General features: G+C 70.6%; 13 protein-coding genes. 9 read left to right on the forward strand and 4 right to left on the reverse strand.

Annotated elements, in window-relative coordinates; genetic code table 11:
- Positions 1-11: 11 nt before the first annotated feature.
- The 6 genes from greA (at position 12) to ME121_RS05300 (ending at position 4,548) form a co-directional block, all read left to right on the forward strand.
- Positions 12-488 (forward strand): transcription elongation factor GreA, encoded by a 477-nt coding sequence (gene greA / locus ME121_RS05275; protein ID WP_170855149.1) that lies wholly within the window; start codon positions 12-14, stop codon positions 486-488.
- A gap of 4 nt (positions 489-492) precedes the next feature.
- On the forward strand, positions 493-993 hold the full coding sequence (locus ME121_RS05280) for a hypothetical protein (protein WP_059408450.1): 501 nt from the start codon (positions 493-495) through the stop codon (positions 991-993).
- Positions 994-1,044: 51 nt separating this feature from the next.
- Complete coding sequence (locus tag ME121_RS05285; RefSeq protein WP_012317571.1) at positions 1,045-2,094, forward strand: mitochondrial fission ELM1 family protein; 1,050 nt, start codon at positions 1,045-1,047, stop codon at positions 2,092-2,094.
- A gap of 14 nt (positions 2,095-2,108) precedes the next feature.
- The gene (gene trxB / locus ME121_RS05290) at positions 2,109-3,089 is read left to right on the forward strand and encodes a thioredoxin-disulfide reductase (RefSeq protein ID WP_012317570.1); all 981 of its coding nucleotides are present in this window, start codon (positions 2,109-2,111) and stop codon (positions 3,087-3,089) included.
- Between the two features lie 266 nt (positions 3,090-3,355).
- Positions 3,356-4,246, forward strand: a complete 891-nt coding sequence (locus ME121_RS05295; protein ID WP_012317569.1) for a LysR family transcriptional regulator — start codon at positions 3,356-3,358, stop codon at positions 4,244-4,246.
- A 41-nt stretch (positions 4,247-4,287) separates the two neighbouring features.
- On the forward strand, positions 4,288-4,548 hold the full coding sequence (locus tag ME121_RS05300; RefSeq protein ID WP_012317568.1) for a YARHG domain-containing protein: 261 nt from the start codon (positions 4,288-4,290) through the stop codon (positions 4,546-4,548).
- 96 nt (positions 4,549-4,644) lie between these two features.
- Here the strand turns inward: ME121_RS05300 and msrP are convergent, their stop codons facing one another.
- The 4 genes from msrP to ME121_RS05320 form a co-directional block, all read right to left on the reverse strand.
- Positions 4,645-5,598 carry a protein-methionine-sulfoxide reductase catalytic subunit MsrP gene (gene msrP, locus ME121_RS05305; protein ID WP_059408451.1) on the reverse strand — a complete coding sequence of 318 codons (954 nt, stop codon included), beginning with the start codon at positions 5,596-5,598 and terminating at the stop codon, positions 4,645-4,647.
- 161 nt (positions 5,599-5,759) lie between these two features.
- Positions 5,760-7,514, reverse strand: coding sequence for an AMP-binding protein (locus ME121_RS05310; RefSeq protein ID WP_408902552.1), 1,755 nt, complete (start codon positions 7,512-7,514; stop codon positions 5,760-5,762).
- Positions 7,515-7,613: 99 nt separating this feature from the next.
- Positions 7,614-8,345, reverse strand: a complete 732-nt coding sequence (locus ME121_RS05315; protein WP_059408452.1) for a hypothetical protein — start codon at positions 8,343-8,345, stop codon at positions 7,614-7,616.
- A gap of 49 nt (positions 8,346-8,394) precedes the next feature.
- The gene (locus ME121_RS05320; RefSeq protein ID WP_043073116.1) at positions 8,395-9,906 is read right to left on the reverse strand and encodes a leucyl aminopeptidase; all 1,512 of its coding nucleotides are present in this window, start codon (positions 9,904-9,906) and stop codon (positions 8,395-8,397) included.
- Between the two features lie 184 nt (positions 9,907-10,090).
- Here ME121_RS05320 and lptF point away from each other — a divergent pair, with 184 nt between their 5' ends.
- The 3 genes from lptF to ME121_RS05335 all read left to right on the forward strand — a co-directional run bounded on the left by lptF (position 10,091) and on the right by ME121_RS05335 (position 15,005).
- The gene (gene lptF / locus ME121_RS05325; RefSeq protein WP_059408453.1) at positions 10,091-11,251 is read left to right on the forward strand and encodes an LPS export ABC transporter permease LptF; all 1,161 of its coding nucleotides are present in this window, start codon (positions 10,091-10,093) and stop codon (positions 11,249-11,251) included.
- A gap of 8 nt (positions 11,252-11,259) precedes the next feature.
- The gene (gene lptG, locus ME121_RS05330; RefSeq protein WP_024831071.1) at positions 11,260-12,348 is read left to right on the forward strand and encodes an LPS export ABC transporter permease LptG; all 1,089 of its coding nucleotides are present in this window, start codon (positions 11,260-11,262) and stop codon (positions 12,346-12,348) included.
- Positions 12,349-12,425: 77 nt separating this feature from the next.
- Entirely contained in the window at positions 12,426-15,005 is a 2,580-nt protein-coding gene (locus tag ME121_RS05335) for an LPS-assembly protein LptD (protein WP_012317561.1), read from the forward strand.
- Positions 15,006-15,047: the final 42 nt, after the last annotated feature.

Here is a 15,047-nt window from a genome sequence, read left to right on the forward strand (position 1 = left end):
AGACGATGGCGATAGACAAGGTTCCGATCACCGTGCGCGGGCTGGCAGCCCTCGAAGAGGAGCTGAAGCACCGCCAGCAGGTGGAGCGCCAGCGCATCATCCAGGCGATCGCGGAAGCCCGCGCGCTCGGCGACCTGTCGGAGAACGCCGAGTACCACGCCGCCAAGGAGGCGCAGTCCCACAACGAGGGCCGCGTCCTCGAGCTCGAGAGCATGATCGCGCGGGCCGAAGTGATCGACGTCACGAAGCTCTCGGGCGACAGGATCAAGTTCGGGGCCACCGTGAAGCTCGTCGACGAGGACACGGAGGAGGAGAAGACCTACCAGATCGTGGGCGAACCGGAGGCCGACGTGCGCTCGGGCCGCGTCTCGATCACCTCGCCGATCGCCCGCGCGCTGATCGGCAAAGGCGTCGGCGACACGGTCGAGGTCACGACCCCCGGTGGCGGCAAGTCCTACGAGGTCGTCGCCGTCCAGTACGGCGGCTGAGCCGATGCGCCCGCATTCCTGGGGCCGGCTCGCCGGCCTGATCCTCGGTGCCGTCGCGGGATCCGCGGCGGCGAGCGACTTCCCGCCGACTCCGGTCTTCTCCGACGTCCGGGTCGACGTGCGGCCGCTCCTCGACAAGGGCGCGGGGCTGCAGGCCGAGGCGCTGGCCGGCGACCTGACCGACGCCCTGCGGAAGAACTTCGCCGGCCGGATCGGCGGACGCGGGCCGCGCCTCGTCGTGGTCGTGACGAGCCTGTCGCTGCGGCCCTATGCCGGCAGCGGCGCCCTGCGCGGCTACGGCGGCAATTTCCAGACCGACTATATGGAGGGCGAGGCGCTGCTCGTCGGGCCCAAGGGGCAGGTGCTCGGGCGCTACCCGCAGATGACCGCGACGCCGTCGAGCTACGGCGGGGCGTGGTACGATCCGCAATTCGAGCAGCGCCGGCTCGCCGCCATCGCCGACATCTACGCCCAGTGGCTCGCCCGCGACCTGCCGCGGGACTAGAAGACGGCCGCCGGCCCCGGCCGGCGGCGTGGGGCGTATCCGGTGAGGAGCATGGCAAGCATCGACGTGTCGGAGGCGCAGACCGCGCCGGTCAGCAGTCCGGACCCGCGGCGTGCGCGCCTGCCCGAACTCGCCCGCGCCCGCGCCTGGATCGTCACGGACGGCAAGGCCGGCGACGAGAACCAGTGCGTCGGCATCGCCGAGACCCTGGGCCTCGACTTCGAGATCCGGCAGGTGCCGGCTTCCGGGCCGTTCGGCTGGATGGCGCCCTGGGGACCGATCGACCCGCGCGAGGGGCCGCGCCGCCGCGCCGGCGCCCTGTCGGGTCCCTACCCCGACATCCTGATCGCCTCCGGGCGCCGGTCGGTCCCGTACCTGCGGACGGTGCGGCGCGCGACCGGCGGCCGGACGTTCACGGCCTTCCTGAAAGATCCGCGGACCGGCGCGGACAGCGCCGACTTCATCTGGGTGCCGGATTACGACGACCTGCGCGGCCCCAACGTGTTCACGACGCTGACGGCGCCCCACCTCGTCACGGCGGCGCGCCTGGCCGCGGCCCGGGCGCGGCCGGATCCCCGGCTCGCGCGCCTCGACGGCCCCCGCGTGGCGGTGCTGGTCGGCGGCGACAGCCGTCACCTGAGCTATCGCAAGACCGACATGATCCGCCTCGTGGAGGATCTGCGCGGACTGGCCGAGCAGGGCTGCCGGCTGATGGTGACGATCTCTCGCCGGACCCCGAACCCGCTGCGCGAGGCCGTCAAGGCGCTCGCCGCCGAGACCGGCGGGTTCCTCTGGGACGGCAGCGGCGACAACCCCTACGTGGCCATGCTGGCGCTCGCCGAGGCGATCGTCGTGACCTCCGACTCGGCCAACATGGTCAGCGAGGCGGTGGCCACCGGCGCGCCGGTCCTGCTGTTCGATCTGCCCCGTACCTATATCCGGCACCGTCGCATGTTCGCCGGGTTGGCGATCGCCGGAGCGCTGCGGCCGTTCACCGGTCAGTTGGCAGATCTGACGTACAAGCCGATCGACGCGACGCCGGTGATCGCCCAGGCGCTCGCCGACGCCTATGCCGCGCGCCGCGCGGCCGGACCGGCCTGAGGAGACCGAGACAGATGGCCCACACCCACGCCAAGCTCGTGATCATCGGCTCGGGACCCGCCGGCTACACGGCGGCGATCTACGCGGCCCGCGCCATGGTCGAGCCGCTGCTGATCTCCGGCTTCCAGCCGGGCGGCCAGCTCATGATCACCACGGACGTCGAGAATTACCCGGGTTTCGCCGAGGCGATCCAGGGCCCGTGGCTGATGGAGCAGATGCGACTCCAGGCCGAGCATGTCGGCACTCGGATCGTCTCGGAATACATCACGAAGGTCGACCTCAAGCAGCGGCCCTTCCGCCTCGAGGCCGATTCCGGCGAGACCTACTCGTGCGACGCCCTCGTCATCGCCACCGGCGCCCAGGCCAAGTGGCTCGGCATCCCCTCCGAGGCGGCTTTCCAGGGCGGCGGCGTCTCGGCCTGCGCGACCTGCGACGGGTTCTTCTTCCGCGGCAAGGAGGTCGTGGTGGTCGGCGGCGGCAACACCGCGGTCGAGGAGGCCCTGTACCTCGCCAACATCGCCAGCAAGGTCACGGTGGTCCATCGCCGCGACAGCTTCCGCGCCGAGCGGATCCTGCAGGAGCGCCTGTTCAAGCACCCGAACGTCGAGGTGCTCTGGCACCGCGAGATCGCCGAGATCTGCGGAGTGCAGAAGCCGGCGCCGAACGTGACCCACGTCCGTCTCAAGGATCCGCGCTCGGGCGAGATCAGCGAGGTGAAAGCCGACGGCGTGTTCGTGGCGATAGGTCACCAGCCGGCCACCGCGATCTTCGAGGGGCAGCTGCCCATGCGCCACGGCGGCTACCTCACCGTGAAGCCGGGGACGACCGAGACCGAGATCCCGGGCGTCTTCGCCGCGGGCGACGTCACGGACGACGTCTACCGCCAGGCGATCACCGCCGCCGGCATGGGCTGCATGGCGGCGCTGGAGGCGGAGAAGTTCCTGGCCAACCTCGACATCGGCGAGAGCCCCGTTCAGGCCGCCGCGGCGGAATGACGGCCGCGGCGGCTCCGCGCCCCCCGCGCGGAGCCGCCGCGCCTAGCATTTCAACAAGTTCACGCTGCTCGCGCTTGCGCAGCACCATGCACCGTGTGCATAGGAGTGCTGACTGCGCCGGGATGCACGGATTGCATGCCCGCGCGGTGCCGCGAGCGGCCATCCGCGCGCGGCACCGCGCAGTTCGCCCGGTGATCTGCCCGCCGCTTCGCGCCCACTCCACCCCGGGCGCGTCCCGCGGGCGCGCGCTGGTAGGGGTTCTCGCCTTGGACTGGGACAAGATCCGGATCTTCCTCAACGTCGCGGAGGCGGGGAGCTTCACCAAGGCGGGTGACGATATCGGGCTCAGCCAATCGGCGGTGAGCCGCCAGATCAGCGCCCTGGAGCGCGAGCTGAAGGCGCCGCTGTTCCACCGCCATGCCCGCGGCCTGCTGCTGACCGAGCAGGGCGACCTGCTGTTCCGCGCCGCGCGAGATATGAAGCTGCGCCTGGAGAATACCCGGGCCCGGCTCGTGGAGACCTCCGAGCGGCCGACCGGCGATCTCAAGGTGACCACCACGGTCGGCCTCGGCACGTCCTGGCTGTCGCAGCGTGTGGGCGAGTTCCTCGACCTCTACCCGGACGTGCGCATCGAGCTGATCCTGACCAACGAGGAGCTCGATCTGGCCATGCGCGAGGCCGACGTGGCGATTCGCATGCGGCGCCCGGCGCAGCCGGACCTGATCCAGCGGCGGCTGTTCACCGTGCACTACCACGCCTTCGCGAGCCCGGATTACGTCAAGCGCTTCGGCGAGCCCAAGACCATCGAGGAGCTCGACGACCACCGCCTCGTCTCCTTCGGCGGCAACGAGCCCTCGTACCTGCTGGCCGCCCACTGGCTCGCCGATGCCGGCCGCGAGGGTCGCGAGCGTCGCCAGGTTCACCTGACGGTGAACAATATCGGCGCCCTGCAACGCGCGATGGAGGCCGGCGCCGGCATCGGCATCCTGCCCGACTACGCGGTGGATGGCGGGCAGCAACTCGTGCAGGTGTTGCGCGAGACCGAGATGCCGAGCCTCGAGAGTTACCTCGTCTACGCCGAGGAGATGCGCTCGGTCGCCCGCGTGCAGGCGTTCCGCGACTTCCTCGTCTCGAAGGCGCAGCGCTGGACCTACTGAGCATCCGATGGTTGATTCCGCCTCCTCACGGAGACGATTCGATGCGCGCTGCTCTCTACGCTCTGATCCTCGTCGCGGGACCGACCGGCGTGATGGCGGATGACTGCGCGGAAGCTTGGTACCAGCGCAACCTGATCTACAAGCAGGCGGGCTACTGCTTCAGCACGCCGCGGGCGATCCGAACCTTCGGCAACGCCGATTGCCGGTACGACGCCATGGATCGCGTGCCGCTCTCGCGGCAGGAGCAGGCGACCGTGGCGGATCTGCAGGCCTTCGAACGGGCCCACGCCTGCCCGCGCTAGTCCGCGGGCCGTCGAGGGGGACGGCTGGGCGGCGTCGGGGCCGCGTTGTCGAAACGGGAGCCGCCCCGGCGCCGACGCGGCTCCACCGGGTCCGCCTCAGACGAACAGGCGCTCGCCTTCGAGGCCCTTGTAGAGGCCGGCGACCTGCTCGCCGTAGCCGTTGTAGATCAGCGTCGGCACCCGCTGGTCGGTGCCGAGGACGCGCTCCGTCGCCTGGCTCCAGCGCGGGTGCGGCACGGCCGGGTTGACGTTGGCCCAGAAGCCGTACTCGGAGGCCTGCAGCCCCTCCCAGAAGGTCTTCGGCCGATCGGCGGTGAACGAGATCTTCACCAACGACTTGGCCGATTTGAACCCGTATTTCCACGGCACCGCGAGGCGGATCGGTGCGCCGAACTGGTTGGGCAGCGGCTTGCCGTAGATTCCCGTCACCATGAAGGCGAGGTCGTTGCCGGCCTCCGCCAGAGTCAGGCCTTCCGTGTAGGGCCAGGGATAGAAGAAGGCCCGCTGGCCGGGCGCCATCGCCTTGTCCAGGAAGGTCTCGAAGCGGATGTACTTCGCGCCGGAGGTGGGCTTGGCGAGCGCCACGAGCTTCGCCAGCGGGAAGCCGGTCCACGGCACCGCCATCGACCACGCCTCGACGCAGCGGTGGCGGTAGAGCCGCTCCTCCAGGCCGACCTTCCGGATCAGGTCGTCGACGCCGATCTCGAACGGCTTCTCCACGAGGCCGTCGATCTTCAGCGTCCAGGGTTGCGTCTTGAGGGCGTTGGCCGCCGGCAGCACGGTCTTCGACGTGCCGAACTCGTAGAAATTGTTGTAGTCGGCGCTGAAGCGCTCCGGAGTCAGCGGGCGATCGAGCGTGTAGGCGGAGTTCTGCGGCGCCGGGTAGAGCGCCTGGTCGCCCGCGGCCGCCCAGGCGGCGCGGCCGCCCAGGAGCGAGCCGGCCGCCAGACCGGCCGCGCCGCCGATCAGGGTCCGCCGATCGAGGAAGACGGCCTCCGGCGTCGCCAGATGGTCCGGTATCTCCCAGCCGCGCCTGCGCTTGATCAACATGGCCGTCTCCTCGGATCTCCTGCGCGCACAACCCACAGATCGGCCGCGGCCGACAGGGGCACAAGCGCCGCAGCCTCACCTTTCGGCGAACGGCCCGCAGGGGTTACACCGCCCGCGAGCGGCACGGGGCCGCAGGCGCCGAGCCGCCGCGCCGGCGCCTCTCAGGCCGGCGGCGTCTCGTCGCGTAGCATCCGCCGCAGCACCTTGCCGACATTGGTCTTCGGCAGGGTCTCGTGGAGCACCACGCGGCGGGGCACTTTGTAGCCGGTGAGTTGGGTGCGCGCGTGCGCCCGCAGGACATCGATGGAGACCGCCGGGTCCTTCAGGACCACGTGGGCCACCACCATCTCGCCGGTCTCCTCGCTCGGCGCGCCGACCACCGCGCATTCGAGCACGGCCGGATGAGCCGCCAGCACATCCTCGACCTCGTTCGGATAGACGTTGAAGCCGGAGACGAGGATCATGTCCTTCATCCGGTCGACGATCCGGACCTGCCCGTCCGCCTGCAGGATCGCGACGTCGCCGGTCCGGAAGAACCCGTCCGCGGTCATCGCCCGCGCGGTCTCCTCCGGCCGGTTCCAGTAGCCGCGCATCACCTGCGGGCCGCGCACGCAGATCTCGCCCGGCTGCCCGTTCGGGAGGGAGGCACCGGAGATGTCGCGGATCGAGACTTCTGTCGACGGTAGCGGGTAGCCGATCGTGCCGGAGAAGTCGCGCATGCCCCGCGGGTTGACGCACACGACCGGCGAGGTCTCGGACAGGCCGTAGCCTTCGATGATCGTGTTGCCGGTCAGGGCCTTCCAGCGCTCGGCCACGGCGCGCTGGACGGCCGTGCCGCCGCCGACCACGAAGTCGAGGTTGGCGAAATCCACCGTTCCGATCTTCGGGTGGTTGATCAGCACGTTGAACAGGGTGTTCACGCCCATCAGGTGGGTGAAGCGCGTGCGACTCAGCGTCTTGACCATGCCGTCGCAGTCGCGCGGATTGGGGATCAGCAGGCAGGAGCCGCCGCTGCGCATGAACTGGAAGAAGCACGCGGTGAGCGCGAAGATGTGGTAGAGCGGCAGGGCCGTGACCACGCAGCGCGTGACGCTCGGATCCTTCGAGTTGAACCAGAGCTGCGACTGCTCGACATTCGCCATGATGTTGCGGTGGCTCAGCATCGCCGCCTTGGCGATGCCCGTCGTGCCCCCGGTATACTGCAGGAAGGCGAGGTCCTCCGGCTCCACCGCTGCCGAGACGCGCGGCAGCGACCGGCCCCGGCGGAGCACCGTGGCGAAGGGGATCGCGAGGCCCTCGGGCAGGCGGAACGCCGGCACCGCCTTGCGGACGTGCCGGCTCGCGAGGTTGATCACCTGCCCCTTGAGCCCGAGCCCGTCGCCCGGGCCCACGAGGACGACCCGCTCCAGAGCCACGTCCGGCAGGGCCGCGGCGATCGTGGCGCCGAAATTCTCCAGGACGATCAGGATCCGCGCGCCGGAATCGCCGATCTGCTGGGCGCATTCGCGGGGCGTGTAGAGCGGGTTGGTGTTGACCACCGTACCGCCTGCCAGGAGCACGCCGAAGATCGCCACCGCGTAGGCGGGGACGTTCGGCAGCATGATCGCCACGCGGTCGCCCTTCGCCAGCCCCTGCCCGCGCAGCCAAGCAGCGAGGTCGCGCGCCTGCTGGCCGAGCGTCGCGTAGGTCATGGTCGAGCCGAAGCACAGCATCGCCGGCCGGCCCGCGAAGGCGGTCACGCTGGTCTCGAACAGGTCGACCAGGGTCCCGAGGCCCGCGACGTCGATCTCCGCCGGGACGCCGGGCGGATAGGCGGCCAGCCAGGGCCTGTCGGAGGCCCCGTTGCCCAGCGCGCCCGGCATCGCTCCGGCGGTGGCGGCTTGAGCGCCGTGCTCCATCACGTTCGCCTGATGCATCGCGATGCCTCCCGCGGGCCCGACTCTCGGGGGCCGAGTCCCGCAACGCCTGTCGCGCCGACTCTGCGGGAACGGAGGCCGGCCCGCAAGGCAGGCGGCTCAGAGGGCTGGACGATGCCGGAGCAATGTCGCCAGCGCGGCGTGCGGCAGAGCCGCGGCGACCAGCAGGCCGGCGGCGAGTGCGGCCTCCTCCGGCCGCATCGCGCGGCGGGGCCAGGGGCCGACACCGAGGTCGCCCGCGAGTCCGATCAGGATCGCGCCGAACCACAGGGCCAGGAAGGCGAGCGCCCCGTACACGATCCGGCGCAGGCGCGGCCGCAGGGGCCGGTTGGCCGCGATCGCGAACAGGCCGAGGACGCCGCCGAACATCAGGGCGCCGACGGCTGTGCCGAGCCCGTAGGCCAGCCACAGGGGCTGGTGGGTGAGGAAGGCCATGCCGCCGGTCGCGAAGGCACCGCGCAGGACGAGGCCGCCGAAGGTCGGGTAGAGCCCGGCGGCGAGGAGCGCGGCCGCGCCCGCGAGGCCGAACACGAGCCGGCGCGGTGCGGAGGCCGGGCCCGGGCCCGTCGCCACCCGCGCGAGGTGCCCGAGCCCGTAGACCAGCGCGAACGCGAAGAGCGGGTAGCGGCCGATGAAGTAGCCGAAGATCCAGGGCTCGAGCGCCTCCGGCACGGCGTCGCGCTGGCTCAGCCCGGTCGCCGCGACGAGCGCCAGGGCGGCCAGCATGGCGAGGATCGGCCCCGCCGCCGCCAGCGGGCCGCCGGCGCGGCCCCCGGACGTCCCGGCGACCGGGCCGGCCCGGTCGAGCGCGGCGTTGGCGTGTGCGGCCATGCTGGGATCGCCCGGACAGGCGCGCGGCGTCAGGAGCGCCGCGGCCGCCTCAGCGGGCCTCGTAATGGTCGCGGATCAGCCGGTCGAGGAGGCGCACGCCCCAGCCCGCGCCCCAGCTGCGGTTGATCTCGCTGGCGTTCGACGACATCGCGACGCCGGCGATGTCGAGATGCGCCCACGGCACGTCCTCGACGTAGCGCTTGATGAACGAGGCCGCGGTGGCGGCGCCGCCGTGGCGGCCACCGGTGTTCTTCATGTCGGCGAACTTGGAATCGATCGCCTTGTCGTAGGCAGGGATCAGCGGCATCCGCCACACCTTCTCGCCGGTCGCCTCGCCGGCGGCGTGAATGTTGCCCGCCAGCGTGTCGTCGTTCGAGAACATGCCGGCGATGTCCTGACCGAGGGCCACGATGATCGCGCCGGTCAGCGTCGCGAGGTCGACGATCGCCTTGGGCTTCGTGCTGCGGATGACGTGGGTGATCACGTCGGCCAGCACCAGACGGCCCTCGGCGTCGGTGTTGATCACCTCGATGGTCTGGCCGGACATGGAGGTCAGGATGTCGGACGGGCGGTACGCGCCACCGTCCGGCATGTTCTCCACGATGCCGATGGCGCCGACCACGTTGCAGCGCGCCTTGCGGGCCGCCAGCGCGTGGAGCGCCCCGACCACGGCGGCGGCGCCGCCCATGTCGCCCTTCATGTCCTCCATGCCGCCGCCCGGCTTGATCGAGACGCCGCCGGAATCGAACACGACGCCCTTGCCGATCAGGGCGACGGGCGCCTCGGCCGCGGGGCCGCCGTTCCAGCGCATGATCACGATCCGCGGCTCCCGGGCCGAGCCCTGCGCCACCGCGAGCAGCGCGCCCATGCCGAGCTCCCGCATCCGGGCCGGCTCCAGCACCTCGATCTCGACGCCGAGCTTGGCGAGTTCCGAGGCGCGGCGGGCGAATTCCGCCGGGAAGAGCACGTTCGGCGGCTCGTTCACGAGGTCGCGGGCCAGGATCACGCCGTCCGACAGGCTCCGGGCGCCCTCGCCCTCGCGGGCGGCCGCGCCGTGATCGGCGAGCAGCAGGGTCAGCGCGGTGACGGACTTGTCGTCGGCGTCGGGCTTCTTCTTTGTCTTGTAGCGGTCGAACGCGTAGGTCCGCAGGCGCGCGCCGAGGGCGAACTCGCCGGCCTGCGCCGCCGTGACCGTCGTGCCGGGCCAGTCGAGCACGACCCGGGCGGTCCGTCCCGCCACCTTGCTCGCGGTGAAGCCGCCGAGCGCCGGCCAGTCGGTCTTGGCCCGGTCCTTCTCGGAGCCGAGACCCACGACCACGAGGCGGTCGGCACCGACGCCCGCCGGCGCCGGCAGGGACAGGGCGCTGAGCGAGCGGCCCTTGAACTTCTCCGAAGCCGCCGCGCGGGCCACGAGATCGGCCCCTGAGGCGCCCAGCGCCTCGCGGGCCGCCGACCCGAGCGACAGGTCATCGCCGACGAAGACCACGAGATCGCCGGATCCGCCGGGGCCCTGGCCGCTCTGCTCCAGGGGACCGAAACCGATCTCGATACCGTCCGCCATACCCGTCGCCCTGCCCGTTATCCCGGAGCCGTACTACGCACCCGCGCGCCACGGCGCGGGCCATCCGCCCTGTGTAGCCGCTGAGACGGAGAACGCAACGCGGCGTGACAGCCCTGGAATCGCCCCTTTTGTCGGGTCCCTGCCGCCCCGAGGGCGCGAGAGGACGAGCGGGACTGCCGGGCCGATGAGGCAGATCGAGCGCTACATCTTTCGGATCGCCCTGGGCGCCACCCTCGCCTGCCTGATCGGGCTGACGGGCACCATCTGGCTGACGCAGGCCCTGCGCGAGCTCGATCTCGTGACCGCCAAGGGCCAGACGCTGCTGGTCTTCCTCTTCGTCACGGGCCTGTCGCTGCCGACCCTCGTCGTCGTCATCGCCCCCGTGGCGCTGTTCATCGGCACGATCTACGCGCTCAACAAGTTGAACGGCGATTCCGAGTTGATCGTTATGTCGGCGGCCGGGATGCCGCCGCGCTCGCTGCTGCGGCCCTTCCTCACCCTGGCGCTGTTCGTCAGCTTCCTGGTGGGGTTCCTGGTCGTGGTGGTGATGCCCGCGAGCTTCCAGGAGCTGCGCGACGTGATCACCCGGGTGCGCGGCGACTTCATCGCGAACGTCGTCAAGGAAGGGCAGTTCACCCAGCTCGACAACGGCATCACCTTCCACTTCCGCGAGCGCGGGCCGGGCGGCACCCTGAAGGGGCTGTTCATCCAGGACCGGCGCGAGGCCGGGAAGACCAAGGTCTACCTCGCCGAGCGCGGCAACGCGGTCGACGTCGACGGCCAGAGCTACCTGATCCTGGAGAACGGCAGCGTCCACCAGCAGCAGAGGGAGTCGCGCGATTCCTCGATCCTGACCTTCGAGCGCTACACGATCGACCTCGCGGCCTTCGCGCCCCCGGATTCCGACACGATCTACAAGCCGCGCGAGCGCTCGACGGCGCAGCTCCTGTTCCCCGACACGACGGAGGGCTACTACAAGCTGCAGAAGGGCCGGTTCCGTGCCGAGCTGCACGACCGCCTCTCGGCCTGCCTCTACCCGCTGGCCCTGGTCTTCATCGCCTTCGCGGCCCTGGGTGATCCCCGCACGACCCGGCAGGGGCGCGGCGTCGCGATCGCGGGCGCGATCGTCGCCGTCGTGGCGCTGCGCATCGGCGGCTTCGCGGCGGTCAGCGCCGCCGCGCGCAGCCCCGCGGCAGTCCTGGCGGTCTACGGCGTGCCGCTTGTCGCGATCCTCCTGTCGAGCCTTCTCATCTTCTACGGCCCCCGGGTGCGCGCGTTCAACGCCGCCCTGGCCCGCGCCGTTCGCGGGCGGTTCCGCGGTCCGCGCCTCGCGCCGGCGGCCTGATTCCGATGATGCTGATCGGCCCCACCCTCGGGCGGTACTTCGCCGCCCGCTTCCTCCGCACGGTGCTCGGCGTCTTCGTCACCGTGTTCGCGCTGGTCTACACCCTCGACTTCGTCGAGCTGCTCCGCCGCGCCGGCGAGGCCCAGGGCGCGTCCGCGGGCCTGATGGCGCAGCTCTCGCTCTACCGCACCCCCGCGGTGGCGGAGGGCGTGCTCCCCTTCGCGGTCCTGTTCGGCTCCATGGCGGCCCTGCTCCAGCTGTCGCGCAAGCTGGAGCTGGTGGTCGCCCGCGCGGCCGGGATCTCGGCCTGGCAGTTCCTGCAGCCCGGCCTCTTCGTGGCCCTCGCCCTCGGCGCCCTGGCGGTCGGCGTCTACAACCCGGTCTCGGCGATGCTGAAGCAGCGCTCCACCGAGATCGAGGCGAAGATCTTCGCCAAATCCACCAAGGCGAGTTCGGGCAAGGACCTGTGGATCCGCCAGAAGGGCCTCGACGGCGAGGCGATCCTCCGCGCCGAGACCGCCGTCGAAGGTACGACCACCCTGGCGGGAGTATCGGTCTTCACCTTCGACGCGGCCGGGAAGTTCGCCGAGCAGCTCGTCGCGGCCCGCGCCATGCTCCACGACGGCTACTGGGAGCTCTCCGATGTGCGCGTTCTCACACCGGACGCACCGCCCGAGTCGTTCGACACGTATCTGATCGCCTCGAACCTCGACCCCGGGCAGGTCCGGCAGCGCTTCACCCCCCCGGAATCTGTGCCTTTCTGGCAACTTCCCACAACCATCGCGCGGACCGAGCGGGCCGGTTTGGACGCCACCCGCTACCGTCTCCAGTACGACGTCCTGTGGGCGCGGCCGGTGCTGTTCGTGGCCATGGTCATCGTCGCCGCAACCGTTTCCTTACGGTTCTTCCGCTTTGGTGGGGTCGGTAAACTCGTCCTCGGTGGCGTCGCGGCCGGCTTCGCTCTCTACGTGGTCCGACAGGTCATGGAGGGGCTCGGAGCGTCCGGACTCGTCGCCGCACCGGTGGCGGCCTGGTTCCCGGCCGTGGTAGGCAGTCTTCTCGGTACGCTCACGCTTCTGTACCAGGAAGACGGCTGACTTCCGCGATCCTTCGCGGGACGGGAGACGGGTGTTGAGGTTGGTGGCGGCAGACGTCACAGGGGTTGGGACGCGCGTTGCGTAAGGTCGCCGACATCCTGCGGAAGGCTGGTTTCCGGGCCGCGCTGGCGCTCGCCGCGCCGCTGGCGGGTGGCCTGTCCGCCCATGCCCAGGGCCTGCCCGCCGTCGCGGCCGGCAAGCCCGGCGACAAGCTGCTCGTCGAGGCCGACGAGCTGATCTACGACAACGACCGCGGCACAGTGACGGCGCGGGGCAACGCCGAGCTGCATTACGGCCCGCGGACCCTGCAGGCCGACCGCGTGCGCTACGACCGGAATTCCGGCCGGGTCTTCGCCGAGGGCAATGTCCGCCTCACCGAGGCCGACGGCGGCGTCGTGACCGGCGCGCGCATGGAACTCACCGACGACTTCAAGACCGGCTTCGTCGACGCCTTCCGCGGCCAGCAGACCGTCCAGCGCAAGTTCGAGACCGTGCGCACCCGGTTCTCCGCGCCGCGGGCCGAGCGCCTGAACGGCGAGCAGACCAGCTTCGAGTCCGGCAGCTACACGGCCTGCGAGCCGTGCAAGGACAACCCTGAGACGCCGCCGCTGTGGCAGATCAAGGCGAAGAAGATCATCCACGACAACGAGACCCACACGGTCTACTTCGACGATTCGACGCTCGAGATCGCCGGCATCCCGGTGGCCTACCTGCCGTATTTCGAGGCGCCGGACCCGACGGTGAAGCGCAAGACCGGCTTCCTGACGCCGCGCTTCGTCACGACGACCGCGCTCGGCAACGGCGTGTCGCTCCCGTACTTCATCAACCTCGCGCCGAGCTACGACCTGACGCTGACGCCGACCCTGCTCAGCCGCCAGGGCCTGCTCGCGCAGGGCGAATTCCGCCAGCGGATCGACAACGGCTTCTACAACATCCGCCTGTCGGGCATCTCGCAGACGACGCCCTCGGCCTTCCTCCCGAGCCCGCTCGGCGCCGGCGAGCGGGACTTCCGCGGCTCGGTCGAATCGCAGGGCCGGTTCTACATCAACCCGCGCTGGCGCACGGGCTGGGACCTCGTCGGCGTGACCGACAAGTGGTTCCTCGACAATTACCGGATCCGCAACCAGAACATCACCACGGACTATTTCCGCGAGGCGACCTCGACCGCCTTCCTGATCGGCCAGGGCGACCGCTCGTGGTTCGAGGCCCGGGGCTACTACTTCAAGGGCCTGTCGAGCTTCGATTGGCAGAAGCAGCAGCCGATCGTCGCGCCGGTGATCGACTACGACAAGCGGGTCAACGGCCCTTCGGAGATCGGCGGCGAGGTGCGCTTCCAGGCGAACATCACCAGCCTGACCCGCGAGACGACCCAGTACCAGGGCCTGCCGCGGACCTCGAGCTACCTGTTCTCGCCGAGCGTCAACGGCGTCAGCTTCCCGCTTTACCAGACCTGCACGGTCTTCCAGCGCGGCCTGTGCGCCATCGACGGGCTTGCCGGCACCAACACCCGCGCCTCCGCGGAGCTGTCCTGGCGCCGCAGCTTCATCGACGACTGGGGCCAGAAGTTCACGCCGTTCGCGTACCTGCGCACCGACGCGTTCTTCACCAACCCGAGCTTCTCCGGGTACCAGAACGACCTCGCGCCGCAGGTGGCGAAGATCGACGACGGCTTCGCCGGCCGGGTCATGCCGGCGGTCGGCCTCGACTACCGCTACCCGTTCGTCGCCAATTTCGGCGCGCTCGGCGTCCACACCCTGGAGCCGATCGGCCAGATCATCGCGCGCCCGTCCGAGACCCGGATCGGCCGCCTGCCGAACGAGGACGCGCAGAGCCTCGTCTTCGACGACACCTCGCTGTTCGAGTGGGACAAGTTCTCGGGCTACGACCGGGTCGAGGGCGGCGTGCGCACCAACCTCGGCGGCCAGTACTCCGTCGTGACGCCGTCGGGCTGGTATGCGAACGTCCTGTTCGGCGAGTCCATCCAGCTCGCGGGCGTCAACTCGTTCCGCCGGGGCGACATCGCCAATGTCGGCCTGGATTCCGGGCTCGAGACGCAGCGGTCGGACTTCGTCGGCCGCTTCCAGGTCTCGCCGAACCAGAACATCACGTTCATCAGCCGGGCCCGGTTCAACCAGTCCGACTTCCACGTGGCGCGGTTCGAGACCGGCGCGACGGCGCGGTTCGCGCCGTTCCTGCCGCTCACCGTCTCGGCCTTCTACTCGTACTACGAGGCGCAGCCGCTGCTGGGCTACAGCCACTACCGCGAGGGCATCACCGCCACCGCGACCTACAACATCACGCCGAACTGGTTCGTGTCGGGCTCGCTGCTCGTCGACCTGACCCACTACCTCGACGTGCGCAACACCTACACGGACGCGCTGAGCTCCTACCTGGCGAACCCGATCGGGACCGTGCCGATCTACCAGAACCCGGGCCGCTTCTACCTGTCGGGCGCGAGCTTCGGCGGCGGCTACCAGGATGAGTGCACCACCGTCTCGCTGAACTACATCAACTCGCCGATCGCCACCGCGACGGGCGTGCGCGAGCGCAACCAGACGGTGCTGCTGCGGGTCGAGCTGAAGACGCTGGGTGAGGCCGACCTGCGCCAGAACGTCGGCACCGCCACCACCGCGGACGGCATCGCCTCGGTGCGGTGAGGAACCGGGACCGGCGGCGCTCCGTTTCGGCGCCGCGTCCGT

Origin of the sequence: Methylobacterium sp. ME121, assembly GCF_000974725.1 — a bacterium.
Classification (GTDB): Bacteria; Pseudomonadota; Alphaproteobacteria; order Rhizobiales; family Beijerinckiaceae; genus Methylobacterium; species Methylobacterium radiotolerans.